This is a genomic window from Micromonospora chokoriensis, from assembly GCF_000718555.1.
Classification (GTDB): Bacteria; Actinomycetota; Actinomycetes; order Mycobacteriales; family Micromonosporaceae; genus Micromonospora; species Micromonospora chokoriensis_B.
Genome location: NZ_JOAN01000003.1, coordinates 192,924 through 207,121, shown reverse-complemented (window position 1 = coordinate 207,121; position 14,198 = coordinate 192,924). Strand labels below are relative to the sequence as shown.

The following is a 14,198-nucleotide window of genomic DNA, read 5'->3' as shown; positions in this document are numbered from 1 at the left end:
GGTGTCAGCCCCGTGGGCGGGAGTCCAGCCATGACGACGTACTACGACGACAGATCGGTGCAGGTCACCTCGACCACCGTCCGCGTCGACGGCCGCAGCTACGCGCTGGCCGACATCACCGTGATCTGGCACCGCCGTGGCACCCGTTCCTGGCGGGTCCTGGTGGGGCGGGGTGCGATCGGTGCCGCGCTCGCCGGTCCGCTTGTCGCCGCGGTGCTCGGCATCGGCCTAGCCGTCTGGCTGCACCGCTCACCCACCGTGACGATCGCGATCGTCGGCGCGTCGGTGCTGGTCGGGTTGGCCGTCGGGCCGGTCGCCGACTTCCTCTTCGAACACCTGGACCGCTCGTACGCCCGGGGCAGCCGCCAACTGGAGATCTGGGCCCGATGGCGCGGTCAGCCGGTGCGCTTGCTGCACACCCGCGACGCGCTGCGTTTCGGGCAGATCTACCGAGCGGTGCAGCGCGCGGTAGAGCACAGCCAACCGGCCCGCCCCGTCACCCGCCGCTAGCTCCCCGGCTCTGGCCTTCGTCCCGGCCCTCCCCCGACGAGGTTCGAGCGCGACGAGGTTGCCTGCCGGTGGTTAAGCTTAGTGATGACCCTCTATTACCGGGACGACGCGGTGCAGGTGACATCCGAGTCGATCCGGGCGGGCGGTCAGGTGATCGCCCTGTCCGACGTGACGTTCGTCTGGCACGAGCGGGGGCAGAAGACCCTGGCCGTACGCGGCCGTGTGCTGGGTCGCGGTGTGCTGGTCCTGCTGCTCTCGCTGCCGCCGCTGGTCGCGGTGGTCTGCGTGCTGTCACTGGCGTGGTCGGCACAGGACCGGGGCAACTGGCAGCTGGCGCTGATCATCCTCGCCGCCTGCGCGGTGGGGGCGTTGGCGCTGACACCGTTCCTGGAGATCCCCCTGGGCTGGCTGGACCGCTCCTACGAGCGCGGCAGCCACGTGCACGAGCTGTGGGTGCAGCACCACGGCCGGGAGGACCTGCTGGTGCGCACACCGGACGCGCTACGGTTCGGGCAGATCTACCGGGCCGTGCAGCGCGCCGTCGAACAGCAGGGGGACCATCGATGACCACCCGCCGTGGCGAGGCCGTCGCTTTGGCCGGCCTGCTCGCCGCAGCCGGCGTCACCCATCTGGTACGCCCCGGCCTCTACGACCCGATCGTGCCGCGCGCGTTGCCCGGCCCGGCCCGGTTCTGGACGTACGCCAGCGGGGTCGCCGAGCTGGCCGTGGCGGCGGCGGTCGCGAACCCGGCCACCCGGCGGGCCGGCGGTCGGGCCGCCGCCGCGCTCTTCGTCGCCGTCCTGCCGGCGAACGTGAAGATGGCCGTGGACTGGCGACACCGCCGCCCGACGAAGCGGGCCATCGCGTACGGTCGGGTGCCCTTGCAGGCGCCGTTGATCTGGTGGGCGCTACGGGTGGCCCGCGCCGACACAGCCGGTCGAACCTCACGCTGACCGGCCCCGTCGGGCGGTTGTGGCACAGCCGACGCACACTTGATCCCATGGCGATTCCCCTCCCCACCCCGGCCGCCGTGGTTGGCCTGACCCGCTCCGCTCTCGACCAGGCGCTCGGCTCGGCCGCCTCGATGGCCGCCGTGCCCGCCCGCGCGTTCGCGGTGCTGGACGGGGTGGAGGCGTTGCTGGCCCGGATCAACGGCGTGGTCGACCGGATCGAGACCACCCTGGACCGGACCGACCAGGTTGTCGCGAAGGCTGACGCCGTGGCCGACCGGGCTGCCGGCACCGTGCAGACCGCTGCGCAGGCGGCCACAACCGCAGCCGAGCTGATGGCGGCGTACGAGCCGGCGCTGCGCCGGGCCGCACCGATGACCGAACGGTTCGTCGAGCAGCTCAGCCACGAGGAGATCACGGCGGCGATCCACCTGATCGACGAGTTGCCCAAGCTCAAGGAGCACCTGACGGCGGACATCCTGCCGATCTTGGCCACGCTGGACCGGGTCGGTCCCGACCTGCACGACCTGCTGGACGTGACCCGCGATCTCAAGCTCGCCGTGGCCGGCATCCCTGGGCTGGGCATGCTGCGCCGACGCGGCGAGAAGCTCGTCGACGATCCGGCCCTCTGAGCGCCGCCGGCCTGCGCACGGACGGGCCGGTGCGGTCAGGCCGGAACGTACAGCTCGTCGATCTCGGCGCGCTGCGGTAGCGCCACCGAGGCACCGAGCTTGCGGACGCAGGCAGCGCCGGCCGCCGCCGCCCAGCGCACCGCGTCGACCAGGTCGCGCCCTTCGCCCCAGCCGACGGCCAGCGCGGCGGTGAACGCGTCCCCCGCGGCGGTGGAGTCGACCACGTCGACACGTACCGCCGGCACGTGCACCTCGGTGCCGTCCCGGTCGACGTACCAGGCGCCCTCGCCGCCGAGCGTGAGCACGGCCCGGGGGGCCAGGTCGAGCAGCGCGCGGGGCTCCTCCCGACCTCGGCCGGCGAGCGCCTGTGCCTCGCCCTCGTTGACGACCAGCAGGTCCACGGCGGCGAGCAACTCGGGCGGGAGGTCCCGTGCCGGGGCGGCGTTCAGGATGACCCTGGTGCCGGCGTCGCGGGCGGCCACCGCGGCGGCGGTCACGGTCTGCACCGGGATCTCCAATTGGGCGACCAGGACGTCCGCCGCGCGTACCGTGGCCAGCTCCTCGTCGGTGAGGCCGACAAGCGCGTCGTTCGCTCCGGGGGTGACCACGATGGCGTTCTCCCCCTGGGCGTTGACCATCACCAGCGCTACCCCGGAGGCGCCGTAGACGACGCGCAGCTGACTGGTGTCCACGCCGGCCGCGGTGATGCGGGCCTTGAGGGTGACACCGAAGCCATCCGAGCCGATCGCGCCGAGGAAGGTGCAGGAGGCGCCGGCCCGGACCGCGGCCACGGCCTGGTTGGCGCCCTTACCGCCGGGCACCATCACGAAGTCGGTGCCGAGCATGGTCTCGCCGAGTCGCGGCAGCGCGGGTGCCATCGCGACCAGGTCCATGTTGGCGCTGCCCACCACGGCAACCCGGGTCTGCGGCACGGTCGTCTCCGCCCGTTCCGTCGCTCAGGCGGCGCGGGCCGTGAAGCGGTCGCCGGACCGCTCGACGACCAGCGGCAGACCGAAGGTCTTGGAGAGGTTGTCACCGGTCAGCACCTCGGCGAGCAGGCCCTGGGCGACTACCCCGCCCTCGCGCAACAGCAGCGCGTGGGTGAACCCGGGCGGGATCTCCTCCACGTGGTGGGTGACCAGCACCATCGCCGGGGCGTCCGGGTCGTACGCCAGCTCGGCCAGCCGGGCGACCAGGTCTTCCCGACCGCCCAGGTCGAGCCCGGCGGCGGGCTCGTCGAGGAGCAGCAGCTCCGGGTCGGTCATCAGGGCACGGGCGATCTGCACCCGCTTGCGCTCGCCCTCGGAGAGGGTGCCGTAGCGGCGTTCGGCGAGGCCACCGACGCCGAGTTGGCTCAGCAGCGCCTTCGCCCGCGACTCGTCGCCACGGTCGTAGTTCTCCCGCCAGCGGCCGACCACCGACCACGCGGCGGTCACCACCACGTCGCTGACCCGCTCGTCGGCGGGCAGTCGCTCGGCGAGCGCGGCGGTGGTGAGCCCGATCCGGGTACGCAGCTCGTTGACGTCGGTGCGGCCGATGCGCTCGCCGAGCACGTGGGCGACGCCCGTGGTGGGGTGCAGCCGGCCGGCGGCGAGGTTGAGCAGGGTGGTCTTGCCGGCGCCGTTGGAGCCGAGCACGACCCACCGCTCGTCTAGTTCGACGCGCCAGGTCAGGTCCTCCAGGAGGGCGGTGCCAGAGCGGCGTACACCGACGCCGTCGAGGCTGACCACCAGATCCGGGTCCACGAAAGCGGCGGCAGGCGCGGCGCCGGCAGCGCCGGGGATCAGGTCACCAGTCACCGCACCATCCAACCACGCAGCGCCGAGGCGCCCCCCCATGGGCGGCGCCTCAGCCATAGGGTGAAGCGCCGTGTCATTGATCACCAAGACCGAAGGACGGTTCATGCCCCGTCGAGGTACGGAGCCGCGCCGATGAGCGCGGTCATCGAGATCGAGGGTCTGCGCAAGACATTCCACAGCATGCGCAGCGGCCGACGCGTGGCGGTGGACGGGTTCGACCTGCTGGTCGAGGCGGGCCAGATCCACGGCTTCCTGGGCCCCAACGGCTCTGGCAAGACCACCACCCTGCGGGCGCTGCTCGGGCTGGTACGTGCCGACAGCGGGCGGATGACAGTGCTCGGCGAACCGTCGCCGGAGCTGCTGCCCCGGGTGGCGGGCCAGGTGGGCGCCATCGTGGAGAGCCCGCAGTTCTTCGGCAACTTCAGCGGCTACCGCACGCTGCGGTTGTTGGCCCGCGCCGGTGGGGTGCCGGTCTCGCGGGTTGACGAGGTGCTGGATCTGGTGGGCCTGAGCGACCGGGGCGACGAGCGGGTGAAGGGCTACTCGCTGGGCATGAAGCAGCGCCTCGCGGTGGCGTCCGCGCTGCTGAAGGACCCGCGATTGCTCATCCTGGACGAGCCGGCGAACGGGCTGGACCCGGCGGGCATCCGGGAGATGCGGGACCTGATGCGGTCGCTGTCGGCCAGCGGGGTGACAGTGCTGGTGTCCAGTCACATCCTGGGCGAGATCCAGCTGATCTGCGACCACGTCACGATCATTTCCCGGGGGCGGCGGGTCGCGTCCGGCCGGGTGGACGAGGTGCTGGCGGGCCACGATCGGCATGAGTTCCTGGTCCGGGTGGCCGAGCCGGAGCGCGCCGTCGAGCTGCTGCACGCGGCCGACCTGACGGCGGTCGTGGACGGTGAGGCGTTGGTGGTGGGCGGGGTGGACGACCCGACGGTGATCAGCCGGGTGCTCGGTGAGCAGGGGCTGTGGGTGGGCGAGCTGACGCCGCTGCGGCCGGATCTGGAGAGCGTCTTCCTGGAGCTGACCGGCGCGTACGAGCATCCGTCGGTGCCCCGGCAGGTCGACGACTCGTCGCTGCCGCACGGCGAAGCTGTGATCGATCTCGACCGGGGGGTGGACGCGTGAACCTGGTGCGTGCTGAGTTGGAGCGGCTGTCCGCGCGTCGCTTCGTGCAGCTCATGGTCGTCCTGTTGGTGTTGGCGTTCGCCGTTACGGCGGCGACCACGCTTGTCGGCTCGCACAAGCCGACCGTCAGTGAGCTGAACTCGGCGCGGGAGCAGGCCGCCGACGCGCGCCGGAGCATGGAGGTCACGCACCAGCAGTGCCTGGCGTACCAGGATGACTCGTTGCCGTCCGGCACGAACGAGACCTTCCCCTCCGACTGCTCGGCGATCGACCCGATCCGGCAGGACCGGCTGCCGATCGCCGCGGACTATCTGTCGGGCGTGTTCAACTTCGCCGACCAGGCGCGGCCGCTGCTGTACTTCCTCATCGCGTTCCTGGTGCTCTTCGGGTTCCTGGTGGGTGCCTCCTACATCGGCGCCGACCTGAACTCGGGCGGCGTGGTGAACCTGCTGCTCTGGCGACCGCGCCGGATGACGGTGCTCGCCGCCAAGTTGGGCACCCTGCTCGGCACGGTCCTGGTCCTGGCCCTGCTGGCGTCGGCGGCCTACCTCGCCACGTTCTGGATGATCGGGCAGACCGCCGGGTTGCCGGGCCGTCTGGACGGCGACTTCTGGCGTTCACTCGGCGCGGTGCACGGCCGTGGTCTGGTGCTGGTGTTGCTGGCTTCCGCGGTGGGCTTCGCGATCGCCACGCTGGGTCGGCACACGTCGGCGGCGCTCGGCGCGCTCGCCGCGTACGCGGTGGTGTGGGAGTTGGGCGGTCGTCTGGTGCTGGAGATCATCGACGCCCGGCGGCCGGATCGGCTGATGCTCTCCAGTCACATCGGTGCGTGGCTCAGCGGTGGGGCCCGGTTCTTCGACCCCCGGCTCTGTGCCGGCAGCTCGGGTACCGACTACTGCGAGGGTTTCTACAGCCTGACCTGGCCGACAGCTTTGGCGGTGCTGCTCCTACTCACCGGCGGGCTGACCGCGGCGGCGTTCGCCGTGTTCCGGCGTCGCGACCTGATCTGAGTCGCGGTCCGTCGGGTCGCCCGTTTCCGGGTGGCCCGACGGACCGGCAAGTGGCAAGAGCTTGCAACCTGCGGACGTCCGATGAAATATTCCTTCACATGACCGCCGCAGCGGGCTCAGCCGACGGTGGAGCCGAACACCTCGTCGCGCACCGCGTCGAGGGCGGTGCGCAGCGCGCCGTGCAGGATCGGCTCCTCGGTCAGCCCGGTCGGCACCACCCGAGGTTGCACCAGAGTGATCGCCGCGACCTCCTGCTGCACCCGGTCGGCGAGCGCGGCGCCACCGGCCTGACCCACCTCGCCGGCCAGCACGACCAACGGCGGGTCCAGCACCACGCAGGTGCTGGCCACACCGAGCGCGAGCCGACTGGCCAACTCGTCGAGCATCGGGCCACCGTCGGCACCGGCCGCCACAGCCGCGCGGACCGCCTCGGCGGCGTCGGCGTCGGGGTAGCCGTGCTCACGGGCCACCGCGCGCACCGAGTCCGCGCCGATCAGCTGCTGGAAGGCCGGCTTGGCGCGACGGGACACGTCGCGCGGAATGGGCGCACCGGGCACCGGCAGGTAGCCGATCTCGCCGGCCGCACCGCTGCTGCCGTGGTGCAGCCGCCCGCCCAGCATGATCGCCAGGCCGACACCGGCACCCACCCAGACCAGCACGAAATCCCCCAGCCCCTGGGCGGCGCCGGACTGCGCCTCCGCCACCGCGGCCAGGTTGACGTCGTTCTCGAAGACCACCGGCGTGTGCAGGTCGTCCCGGAGCGCGGCGAGCAGACCACTGTGCCAGCGCGGCAGGTTGAAGGCGAAGGTGATGTCGCCGGTGCCGGGATCGACCAGGCCCGGCGTGCCGAGCACGATCCGTCGTACGCTGCTGAGCTGCGCCTGGGCGCTGCTCGCCGCCTGCACGACGGCGTTGTGCACCACGCCCACCGGGTCGTCGGTGTCCCGGGTCGACTGCTCCACCCGGCCGATCACCGCACCGGTGATGTCGGCGCACGCGGCCACCACCCGATCCGGCCCGACGTCCACGCCGACCACGTGCGCGCTGCCCGGACGGACGGCGTAGAGCTGGGCGTTCGGCCCCCGCCCGCCGGCCTGCTCGCCGACCCGCGTGACCAGGCCACGCTCCTCCAACCGCTCGACCAGTTGCGAGGCGGTGACCTTCGACAGCCCGGTCAGCTCGCCGAGTCGAGCCCGGGTCAGCGGGCCACGTTCGAGGAGCAGTTCCAGCGCGGCACGGTCGTTGAGCGCCCGCAACAGGCGGGGGGTGCCGGGCAGCCGGGTCGCACTCATGACACGTCCTCTATTTTTAGTAAACTTTGCTAACCATAAAACGACCTGCGAACGGGTAGCCGTAGCGTAACGGCCACCCGGCGGTGGGACGCTCGGCCGATCGGCAGGGCCAAGACCACCACCGGTACGACTTTTCGTACCCGCGGGAGCACCGAAGGGGGAAGATCACGTGGGGTTGGATCCAGGACTGCGCCGGCTGGCGCTGGGCACGCTGCTCGCCGCGTACCCGGGACCGGTCCCGCCGGACTGGGCGGTCGACCTGCTCGCCGACGGGCTGGCCGGGCACACCCTGTTCGGCACCAACGTGCACAACCCCGCGCAGGTGGCGGCGAGCACCGCCGCGCTGCGCGCCGGCCGGCCGGACGTGCTGATCGCCATCGACGAGGAGGGTGGCGACGTGACCCGGCTGGCGCACGCCACCGGCAGCCCGTACCCCGGAAACGCCGCCCTCGGCGCCATCGGCGACGTGGCGCTCACCCGACGGGTCTACCAGTCGATCGGCGCCGACCTGGCCGCGCTCGGCATCAACGTCAACCTCGCCCCCACTGTCGACGTCAACACCGCCGACGACAACCCGGTGATCGGCACCCGGTCGTTCGGCGCGGACCCGGTGCGGGTGGCCGCCCACTCGGCCGCCGCCGTGACCGGGTTGCAGGCCGCCGGCGTGGCCGCCTGCGCGAAGCACTTCCCCGGGCACGGCGCCACCATCGCCGACTCCCACCACGAGCTGCCCACCGTGGACGCCTCGCTGGGCCTGCTCCGCCAGCGGGACCTGCCGCCGTTCGCGGCCGTCGTCGCCGCCGGCGCGCGCGCCGTGATGACCGCGCACATCCGGGTGCCGGCGCTCACCGGCGCCGACCCGGCCACCTTCAGCCGGGCCGTCCTGGTCGACCTGCTGCGCGCCGAGTACGGCTTCACCGGCACCGTCATCACCGACGCGCTGGAGATGAAGGGCGCCGCGGTGGCTGCCGGCGGGGTGGGGCCGGCTGCGGTCCGGGCCCTGAGCGCGGGCGCCGACCTGCTCTGCATCGGCGCGAAGGTCGACGCCGAGTTGGTCGAGCGGGTGGCCGCCGAGATCGTCGACGCGCTCACCGATGGCCGGCTCAGCCGAGCGCGGGTCGAGGAGGCCACTGGCCGCGCCGCCGACCTCGCCGCCTGGACCCAGGCTGCCGGCGGGTCGCCCGCCATCGAGGACACCGAGCTGGGGTACGCGGCAGCGCGCCGAGCGGTCCGGGTGGAGGGCCTGCTCACCGGCCTGGACCAGCCACTTGTGGTGCAGCTGCACACCGAGTCGACGATCGCCGAGGGGCGAGTGCCGTGGGGCCTCGGCCCACACCTGGACGGGGTGCCGGAGCTGCGGGTGATCGCCACCGAGACCGACCCGGCCACCCTGCGCGGGCTGGCCGGCGACCGTCCCATCGTGCTGGTCGGACGCCACCTGCACCGGCTACCCGGCGGCCCGGAGCTGATCGCCGACCTGGCCGCCCAGCACCCGGTGACCGTGGTGGAGATGGGCTGGCCGGCACAGTGGCGACCGGCGGGCGTACGCGCCTTCGTGACCACGTACGGCGCGAGCCACGCCAACGGTCGCGCGGCGGCCGAGGCGCTCGGCCTGGCCCGCTGAAGACCCAGCGCCATCCGGTCGGGCTCCAGACTCGACCGGATGGCGCCCTCGGCGCTGCCCGACAGTGTCCACAGTCACCAGCCGCCGCTTCTTGAACATGTTCAACACTCGCCCTAGGCTCATGGCGTCGGTAGTTGAACACGTTCAAGAAGGGCGTCCACATGGACATCAAGGTCTGGATGTACGTGATCTACCTCGCGGTCAGCGTCGGCCTGACCATCTGGGTGGCTCGGGCACTGTCCCGCAACGGGCAGGTCTTCCTGGAGGAGGTGTTCGCCGAGGAACGACTCGCCCGAGCAGTCAACAGCCTCCTGGTGGTCGGCTTCTATCTGCTCAACCTCGGCTACGTCACGGTGGCGATGAAGCACCCCGACCCGGTGACTTCGACAAGCCAGGCCATGGAGGAGCTGTCCCTCAAGATCGGCCTCGTGCTCCTCGTGCTCGGCGCGCTGCACTTCTTCAACGTCTTCGCACTGGGCCGCTACCGCCGAAACCGACTCCGTCAGCTCGCCACCCACCCTCCGATCACCCCGATCGGCCGACTCCCCATGCAGCCCACCCCACCCGGATCACAGCCGGTCGGCGCGCACCCGGTCGGCGCGCACTCGGCTGGCCCGCACCCGGCTGGCCCGCACCCGGCTGGCCCGCACCCGGCTGGTCCGCAGCCGGGTGCCGGCCCGACGAACAACCCACCGACCCGATGACCGTGCCACCGGCCGACGGCGTCGGCCGGCTCCCGGGTCCCACCGTGCTCGGGGGCGGTGGGATCCGGGGGTTCACCGTGCTGTTCGACGCGGCCTGCCCGCTCTGCCGTGCCGCCCGCCGGTGGTTGGCGTCCCGCGCCCAACTCGTACCCCTGGAGTTCGTGCCCGCCGGCTCCGCCGAGGCCCGGCGGCGCTTCCCCGCCCTGAACCACGACGCGACACTGCGCGACCTCACCGTGATCGCCGACAGCGGCGAGGTGTACGCGGGTGACGGCGCCTGGTTCGCCTGCCTCTGGGCGTTGGCCGACCATCGGTCCATGGCCGAGCGGCTGGCCCGACCGCACCTGCTGCCCCTCGCCCGACAGGTGGTGGCCGCCGCCTCGGCGGTGCGGGAGCGGGTCCGCGACCCATCGGCCGAGCCGACCGACGACCTGGCGGGATACGGTGACCCCGATGACCGAGCAGCCTGCCCCGACGACCACTGCGGGTGATCCCGCCACCGCCCGAGGCGAGCAGACCCGGCAGCTGATCCGGGACACCGCGATGCGGCTGTTCCGCGAGCGCGGTTACGCCCAGACCACCATGCGGGCGATCGCGCAGGAGGCCGGCGTGGCGGTCGGCAACGCCTACTACTACTTCGGCTCCAAGGACCACCTGATCCAGGAGTTCTACGCTCAGTCCCAGGTCGAGCACCGGGCCGCCGCGCAGCCCGTGCTGGACCGGGAGGAGTCGTTCGGCGCCCGGCTGGCCGGAGTGCTGCACGCGGGGGTCGACGTGGTGACGCCCTCGCACGAGTTCGCGGCGACCTTCTTCAAGACGGCGGCCGAGCCCACCTCCCCGCTGAGCCCCTTCTCCGCTGAGTCCTCCGGCCCCCGCGAGGCGTCCATCGAACTCTTCGCCGAGGTGCTGACGGGCTCGACCGCCAAGGTCGACGCCGAGCTACGCCAGCAGCTACCCGAGCTGCTCTGGCTCGCGTACATGGGCGTGATCCTCTACTGGGTGCACGACCGATCGCCGGGACAGGTCAAGACCCGCCAGTTGATCGACGGGGTCGTGCCATTGATCGACCGGCTCGTGGCGCTGTCCCGACTACGGGTCCTTCGCCCCGTGACCCGACAGGTCCTCGACCTGATCCGCACGCTACGTCACTGACCCGGCCGACGTTCCCGGCCAACGAAGCCGCAGGTCAAGTCTGGTTTTCGACACTCCGAACCGACAGCTCCAGCCTTGCCCCGAGCCCGTTCGATACGTAGCGTGATCGACACGCAGCGGCTCGCTCACGGCGAGGCCGCTACACCCGCAACCGGGGGCCTGGGGGGAGGTTGCGGACCGTGGATCCGGCCCGGGATCCACGGTCCGCGCCCATTGCGACCCCGCTCAGCGCGGATAGACCCCGTACGCGCGCCAGCCCCGGTCCGGGAAACCGGCCGCCTCGGCGACCCGCGCCGAGGCGTGATTGTCCCGCTCGTGTAGGTAGGTGGGCACCGCCCCCTCGTCGAGGACCCGCCGTGCCGCCTGAGCCACCAGTCGACGGGCGAGGCCGCGGCCCTGGGCGGCCGACACGGTGCCGACGGCCAACTCGCGCCCGTACGCGTCGTGCCGTTTGATCCCGGCGCCAGCCAGGTAGGCGCCGTCCGGGTCGCGGACCACCAACACCGGAAGGTCGAAGAGTCGCAGCCACGGCGGCAGCCCGGGGGCGGTCGGCTCGGTCCACTCCCCCACGTCGGGCAGCGGCGCGGGTGCCAGGCTCCACCGGAAGGGGCCGTCGTGCACGCAGAATTCGGGCCGACCGACGGTCTCCGGCAGCGCGGCGAGCAGCCGCGTCGGCGTACGCCGCGTCAACGCGCGGATCGCCGCGACCCGGTCCGGCGCCACGGAGAGCACTGCGCTCTCCCCGGTGTCCACGGCGAGCGCGGGGCGTAGCCGGCCATCCCAGGCCGGCTCGGCCCGCCGCTGCGAGGCGACCACGTGCAACCCCGGCCCGGCCGGCCACTGGCCGAGCCAGGTGGCCAGGTGCAGGTGAAGTCGCCGGTCGAGCACGCGCACCTCCCGGTCAGCCGACTCGTCGTGGATCACCGTACGCCGGACAGCAGGGACGGGCGGACGATACGTCCGGGCCGGGCGGACGGGAACCAGGTGCATGAATCGACCGTCATATGTATTTCCATACCTGGACACCTTTGTTTGGGACGGTAGGCGCATGCCGATTCAGCCGAACGACCACTACCAGCAGAACCCCGAGCGACTCTGGCGGGCGGCGGAGACCGCCGGGGGCAATCCGCCCCAGCCGCGCTACCGGAACCCCCGGGCGGTCGGCGGCGGAGCCCTGTCGTGGGCCGGGCTGAACGAACTGCCCGTTGGCAGCTCCAGTCGGCACCGCCTGAACACCCACTGACGCACCAAGCGTGGTTCAGTTTTGGTGCATTAATAGCTCCCACCTTGGTGTATTGTCACGCCATGACTCGCATCACCGTAGACGTGAACGACGAGTGGCTGGACGCCGCCAGGGAGGTGCTTGGCACCGACACCAAGGTGGCCACCATCAATGCCGCACTCCACGCGTTCGCCGTACGTCGGCAGGCCCGCGAGATCGTGTCTGCGTTCGACCAGGTGGAGATGGACTTCGCCGGCTCTATCGATGCGTGGCGTTATGGCGGCGGTCGCGACCTGAACTCGCTCGCCGAGCAGGCGCGCGACACCGAGGCAGCTTGATGGCTGGTCAGATTTACCTCGCGGACACCTCGGTCTACGTCCTACAGGGCCGCCACGCGTCGGTTCGGCGGCGTTTCGAGACATTGCTGACCGAGGGGCGGCTGGCCGCCTGCCACATGACCAGCCTGGAATACCTCAACAACGCACCCCATCCGAAGGGGTACGAAATTCTCTGGCAGGCGCTGCGCGGGCATCGCTGGATGGACGTGTCGACAACAGCCATGGACCGCGCCCTAGCGGTTCATCGCATCCTCGCGGCTGACAGTCAGCACCGCAACTTCCGGCTACCCGATCTGATCATCGCGGCGACCGCTGAGGAGAACGGCGCGACAGTACTGCACTATGACGCCGACTATGACCGGATCAGCGCTGTCACCGGCCAGCCCACCGAATGGGTGGCACCGAAGGGCAGCCTCTGAACGTTCGTGCGCGGGGCGACACACCGGAGGAGGTCCAGCGGCGGCTTTCGCACACCTGTCGGGTAATTTCTTGTGGTCCGTCAACCCGGCCTACGACAGGAGAAGCTCCGCGCATGGGCAAGAAGACGATCCACGTCTCCGACTTCACCGGCACGGTTCTACAGCAGGACGACGAGGTGGTCCGCGTCGTCGTACTGGAGCACCCGGACCTGGTCGCCGGGCCCGTGCAGTTGGACGCCACCCCGGGCGAGGTGGAGAGCATCGACGACGCCGCGCTGGACGTGGCGGTGGTCGAGATCCACGACCGGCACGGTGGCGGTGAGCCCCGTCGGGTGGTCTTGACCGCGAGCGAGTTCGACGCGATGGCCACCGACATGCCGATGGCGCAGCTGTTGAAGACGGCCGAGCGGGTCCGCCCACCGAAGGCCCGCAAGAGCGCCGAGAAGATCGACTACGGCACGTTGGAGCACGCCGGCAGGCCGCACCGGGGCCGGGTCACCGAGGAGGAGGCCCGTCTGGTGCGCGAGCAGCTCGACGAGGTCAACAAGCGCCTCGCCGACGCGGGCGTGCGCCAGATCGACCCGGCCGATCCGGAGCACGCCCTGCGTTACGGCTTCCCTGAGGCGCCCTGACCTCGGGCCCTCACTCCTTGGCGGCGACGACGGCGGCGAGGGCGGCGGCAAGGTCGCCCTCGACCGCCGCCTTCTTCAGGCCGAGGTTGGTGAGCACGCCGTTGCCGTCCTCAAGCTCCAGCAGGGCGAGCAGGATGTGCTCGGTGCCGACGTAGTTGTGCCCGAGGCGCAGCGCCTCCCGGAAGGTCAGCTCCAGCGCCTTCTTGCCGCGCGCGTCGTACGGGATGAGGTCCGGAACCTGCTCGGCCCGCGGCGGGAGTACGGCGCCGACCGCCTCGCGCACCGCCTCGGGGGTGGCACCACGACCAGCCATCACCCTGGCGGCCAGCGCCTCCGGCTCGGCCAGCAGGCCCAGCACCAGGTGCTCGGGCCCGATCTCGGCGTTGCCGCTGGCGCGGGCCTCCTCCTGCGAGGCCATCACCACGTTGCGGGCGCGGGGGGTGAACCGGCCGAAGCCGGCGTTCGGGTCGAGCGCCGCAGCGTCGGTCGCCTTCGGCACGAAGCGCTTCTGGGCGGCCTGCTTGGTGACACCCATGCTGCGGCCGATGTCGGTCCAGGAGGCGCCCGAGCGCCTGGCCTGGTCGACGAAGTGCCCGATCAGGTGATCGGCGACCTCGCCGAGGTGGTCGGCGGCGATGACCGCGTCGGTGAGTTGGTCGAGCGCGTCGGTGTGCACTGTCTTGATCGCCTGGATCAGGTCATCGAGCTTGACGGTGTTACTCATCTGAAGAGGATCTGTCATGCGTCAACCATAGGTTGACGCATCCGGCTCGTCAACCTTGA

At 71.7% G+C, this 14,198-nt stretch carries 19 protein-coding genes; 14 read left to right on the top strand and 5 right to left on the bottom strand.

Annotated elements, in window-relative coordinates:
- The first annotated feature begins 30 nt into the window (after positions 1 to 30).
- From IF46_RS0106455 to IF46_RS0106440, 4 genes are all read left to right on the top strand, one after another.
- Positions 31 to 510: a DUF6232 family protein gene (locus IF46_RS0106455; RefSeq protein WP_030487359.1), complete on the top strand. Its 480-nt coding sequence runs from the start codon at positions 31 to 33 to the stop codon at positions 508 to 510.
- A gap of 84 nt (positions 511 to 594) precedes the next feature.
- Entirely contained in the window at positions 595 to 1,077 is a 483-nt protein-coding gene (locus IF46_RS0106450; protein WP_030487358.1) for a DUF6232 family protein, read from the top strand.
- Entirely contained in the window at positions 1,074 to 1,463 is a 390-nt protein-coding gene (locus tag IF46_RS0106445) for a membrane protein (RefSeq protein ID WP_030487357.1), read from the top strand. Before IF46_RS0106450 ends, IF46_RS0106445 begins: the two co-directional genes overlap by 4 nt.
- A 47-nt stretch (positions 1,464 to 1,510) precedes the next feature.
- Entirely contained in the window at positions 1,511 to 2,092 is a 582-nt protein-coding gene (locus IF46_RS0106440) for a hypothetical protein (protein WP_030487356.1), read from the top strand.
- Between the two features lie 35 nt (positions 2,093 to 2,127).
- Here the strand turns inward: IF46_RS0106440 and IF46_RS0106435 are convergent, their stop codons facing one another.
- A complete protein-coding gene (locus tag IF46_RS0106435) occupies positions 2,128 to 3,024 on the bottom strand; it encodes a ribokinase (RefSeq protein WP_030487355.1) in 897 nt (298 codons plus the stop codon).
- Positions 3,025 to 3,048: 24 nt separating this feature from the next.
- Positions 3,049 to 3,930: an ABC transporter ATP-binding protein gene (locus IF46_RS0106430; RefSeq protein WP_030487354.1), complete on the bottom strand. Its 882-nt coding sequence runs from the start codon at positions 3,928 to 3,930 to the stop codon at positions 3,049 to 3,051.
- 93 nt (positions 3,931 to 4,023) lie between these two features.
- Here IF46_RS0106430 and IF46_RS0106425 point away from each other — a divergent pair, with 93 nt between their 5' ends.
- Together IF46_RS0106425 and IF46_RS0106420 are read left to right on the top strand one after the other, a co-directional pair.
- Positions 4,024 to 5,022: an ABC transporter ATP-binding protein gene (locus tag IF46_RS0106425; protein WP_030487353.1), complete on the top strand. Its 999-nt coding sequence runs from the start codon at positions 4,024 to 4,026 to the stop codon at positions 5,020 to 5,022.
- Positions 5,019 to 6,032, top strand: a complete 1,014-nt coding sequence (locus IF46_RS0106420) for an ABC transporter permease subunit (protein WP_030487352.1) — start codon at positions 5,019 to 5,021, stop codon at positions 6,030 to 6,032. The genes IF46_RS0106425 and IF46_RS0106420 overlap by 4 nt, the downstream gene beginning before the upstream one ends.
- 116 nt (positions 6,033 to 6,148) lie before the next feature.
- On the opposite strand, the gene IF46_RS0106415 is transcribed toward IF46_RS0106420, so the two are convergent.
- Positions 6,149 to 7,324: an ROK family transcriptional regulator gene (locus IF46_RS0106415; RefSeq protein WP_030487351.1), complete on the bottom strand. Its 1,176-nt coding sequence runs from the start codon at positions 7,322 to 7,324 to the stop codon at positions 6,149 to 6,151.
- A 169-nt stretch (positions 7,325 to 7,493) separates the two neighbouring features.
- On the opposite strand from IF46_RS0106415, the gene IF46_RS0106410 reads away from it, so the two are divergent.
- The 4 genes from IF46_RS0106410 to IF46_RS0106395 all read left to right on the top strand — a co-directional run bounded on the left by IF46_RS0106410 (position 7,494) and on the right by IF46_RS0106395 (position 10,804).
- Positions 7,494 to 8,948 (top strand): glycoside hydrolase family 3 protein, encoded by a 1,455-nt coding sequence (locus IF46_RS0106410; RefSeq protein ID WP_030487350.1) that lies wholly within the window; start codon positions 7,494 to 7,496, stop codon positions 8,946 to 8,948.
- 134 nt (positions 8,949 to 9,082) lie between these two features.
- On the top strand, positions 9,083 to 9,652 hold the full coding sequence (locus tag IF46_RS0106405; protein ID WP_232233955.1) for a hypothetical protein: 570 nt from the start codon (positions 9,083 to 9,085) through the stop codon (positions 9,650 to 9,652).
- On the top strand, positions 9,649 to 10,143 hold the full coding sequence (locus IF46_RS0106400) for a thiol-disulfide oxidoreductase DCC family protein (protein ID WP_030487348.1): 495 nt from the start codon (positions 9,649 to 9,651) through the stop codon (positions 10,141 to 10,143). The genes IF46_RS0106405 and IF46_RS0106400 overlap by 4 nt, the downstream gene beginning before the upstream one ends.
- Positions 10,106 to 10,804, top strand: a complete 699-nt coding sequence (locus IF46_RS0106395; protein WP_030487347.1) for a TetR family transcriptional regulator — start codon at positions 10,106 to 10,108, stop codon at positions 10,802 to 10,804. Before IF46_RS0106400 ends, IF46_RS0106395 begins: the two co-directional genes overlap by 38 nt.
- Positions 10,805 to 11,029: 225 nt before the next feature.
- Here the strand turns inward: IF46_RS0106395 and IF46_RS0106390 are convergent, their stop codons facing one another.
- Positions 11,030 to 11,692 (bottom strand): GNAT family N-acetyltransferase, encoded by a 663-nt coding sequence (locus tag IF46_RS0106390; RefSeq protein ID WP_030487346.1) that lies wholly within the window; start codon positions 11,690 to 11,692, stop codon positions 11,030 to 11,032.
- 160 nt (positions 11,693 to 11,852) lie between these two features.
- Between IF46_RS0106390 and IF46_RS0106385 the strand changes: the two genes are divergently transcribed.
- The 4 genes from IF46_RS0106385 (at position 11,853) to IF46_RS0106370 (ending at position 13,415) form a co-directional block, all read left to right on the top strand.
- A complete protein-coding gene (locus tag IF46_RS0106385; protein WP_030487345.1) occupies positions 11,853 to 12,047 on the top strand; it encodes a hypothetical protein in 195 nt (64 codons plus the stop codon).
- Positions 12,048 to 12,109: 62 nt separating this feature from the next.
- Entirely contained in the window at positions 12,110 to 12,364 is a 255-nt protein-coding gene (locus IF46_RS0106380; RefSeq protein WP_030487344.1) for a type II toxin-antitoxin system VapB family antitoxin, read from the top strand.
- Positions 12,364 to 12,783, top strand: a complete 420-nt coding sequence (locus tag IF46_RS0106375; RefSeq protein ID WP_030487343.1) for a PIN domain nuclease — start codon at positions 12,364 to 12,366, stop codon at positions 12,781 to 12,783. Before IF46_RS0106380 ends, IF46_RS0106375 begins: the two co-directional genes overlap by 1 nt.
- A gap of 113 nt (positions 12,784 to 12,896) precedes the next feature.
- On the top strand, positions 12,897 to 13,415 hold the full coding sequence (locus tag IF46_RS0106370; RefSeq protein WP_030487342.1) for a hypothetical protein: 519 nt from the start codon (positions 12,897 to 12,899) through the stop codon (positions 13,413 to 13,415).
- A 10-nt stretch (positions 13,416 to 13,425) separates the two neighbouring features.
- Here IF46_RS0106370 and IF46_RS0106365 read toward each other — a convergent pair whose 3' ends face one another.
- Positions 13,426 to 14,157 carry a Clp protease N-terminal domain-containing protein gene (locus IF46_RS0106365; RefSeq protein WP_030487341.1) on the bottom strand — a complete coding sequence of 244 codons (732 nt, stop codon included), beginning with the start codon at positions 14,155 to 14,157 and terminating at the stop codon, positions 13,426 to 13,428.
- Between the last annotated feature and the right edge of the window lie 41 nt (positions 14,158 to 14,198).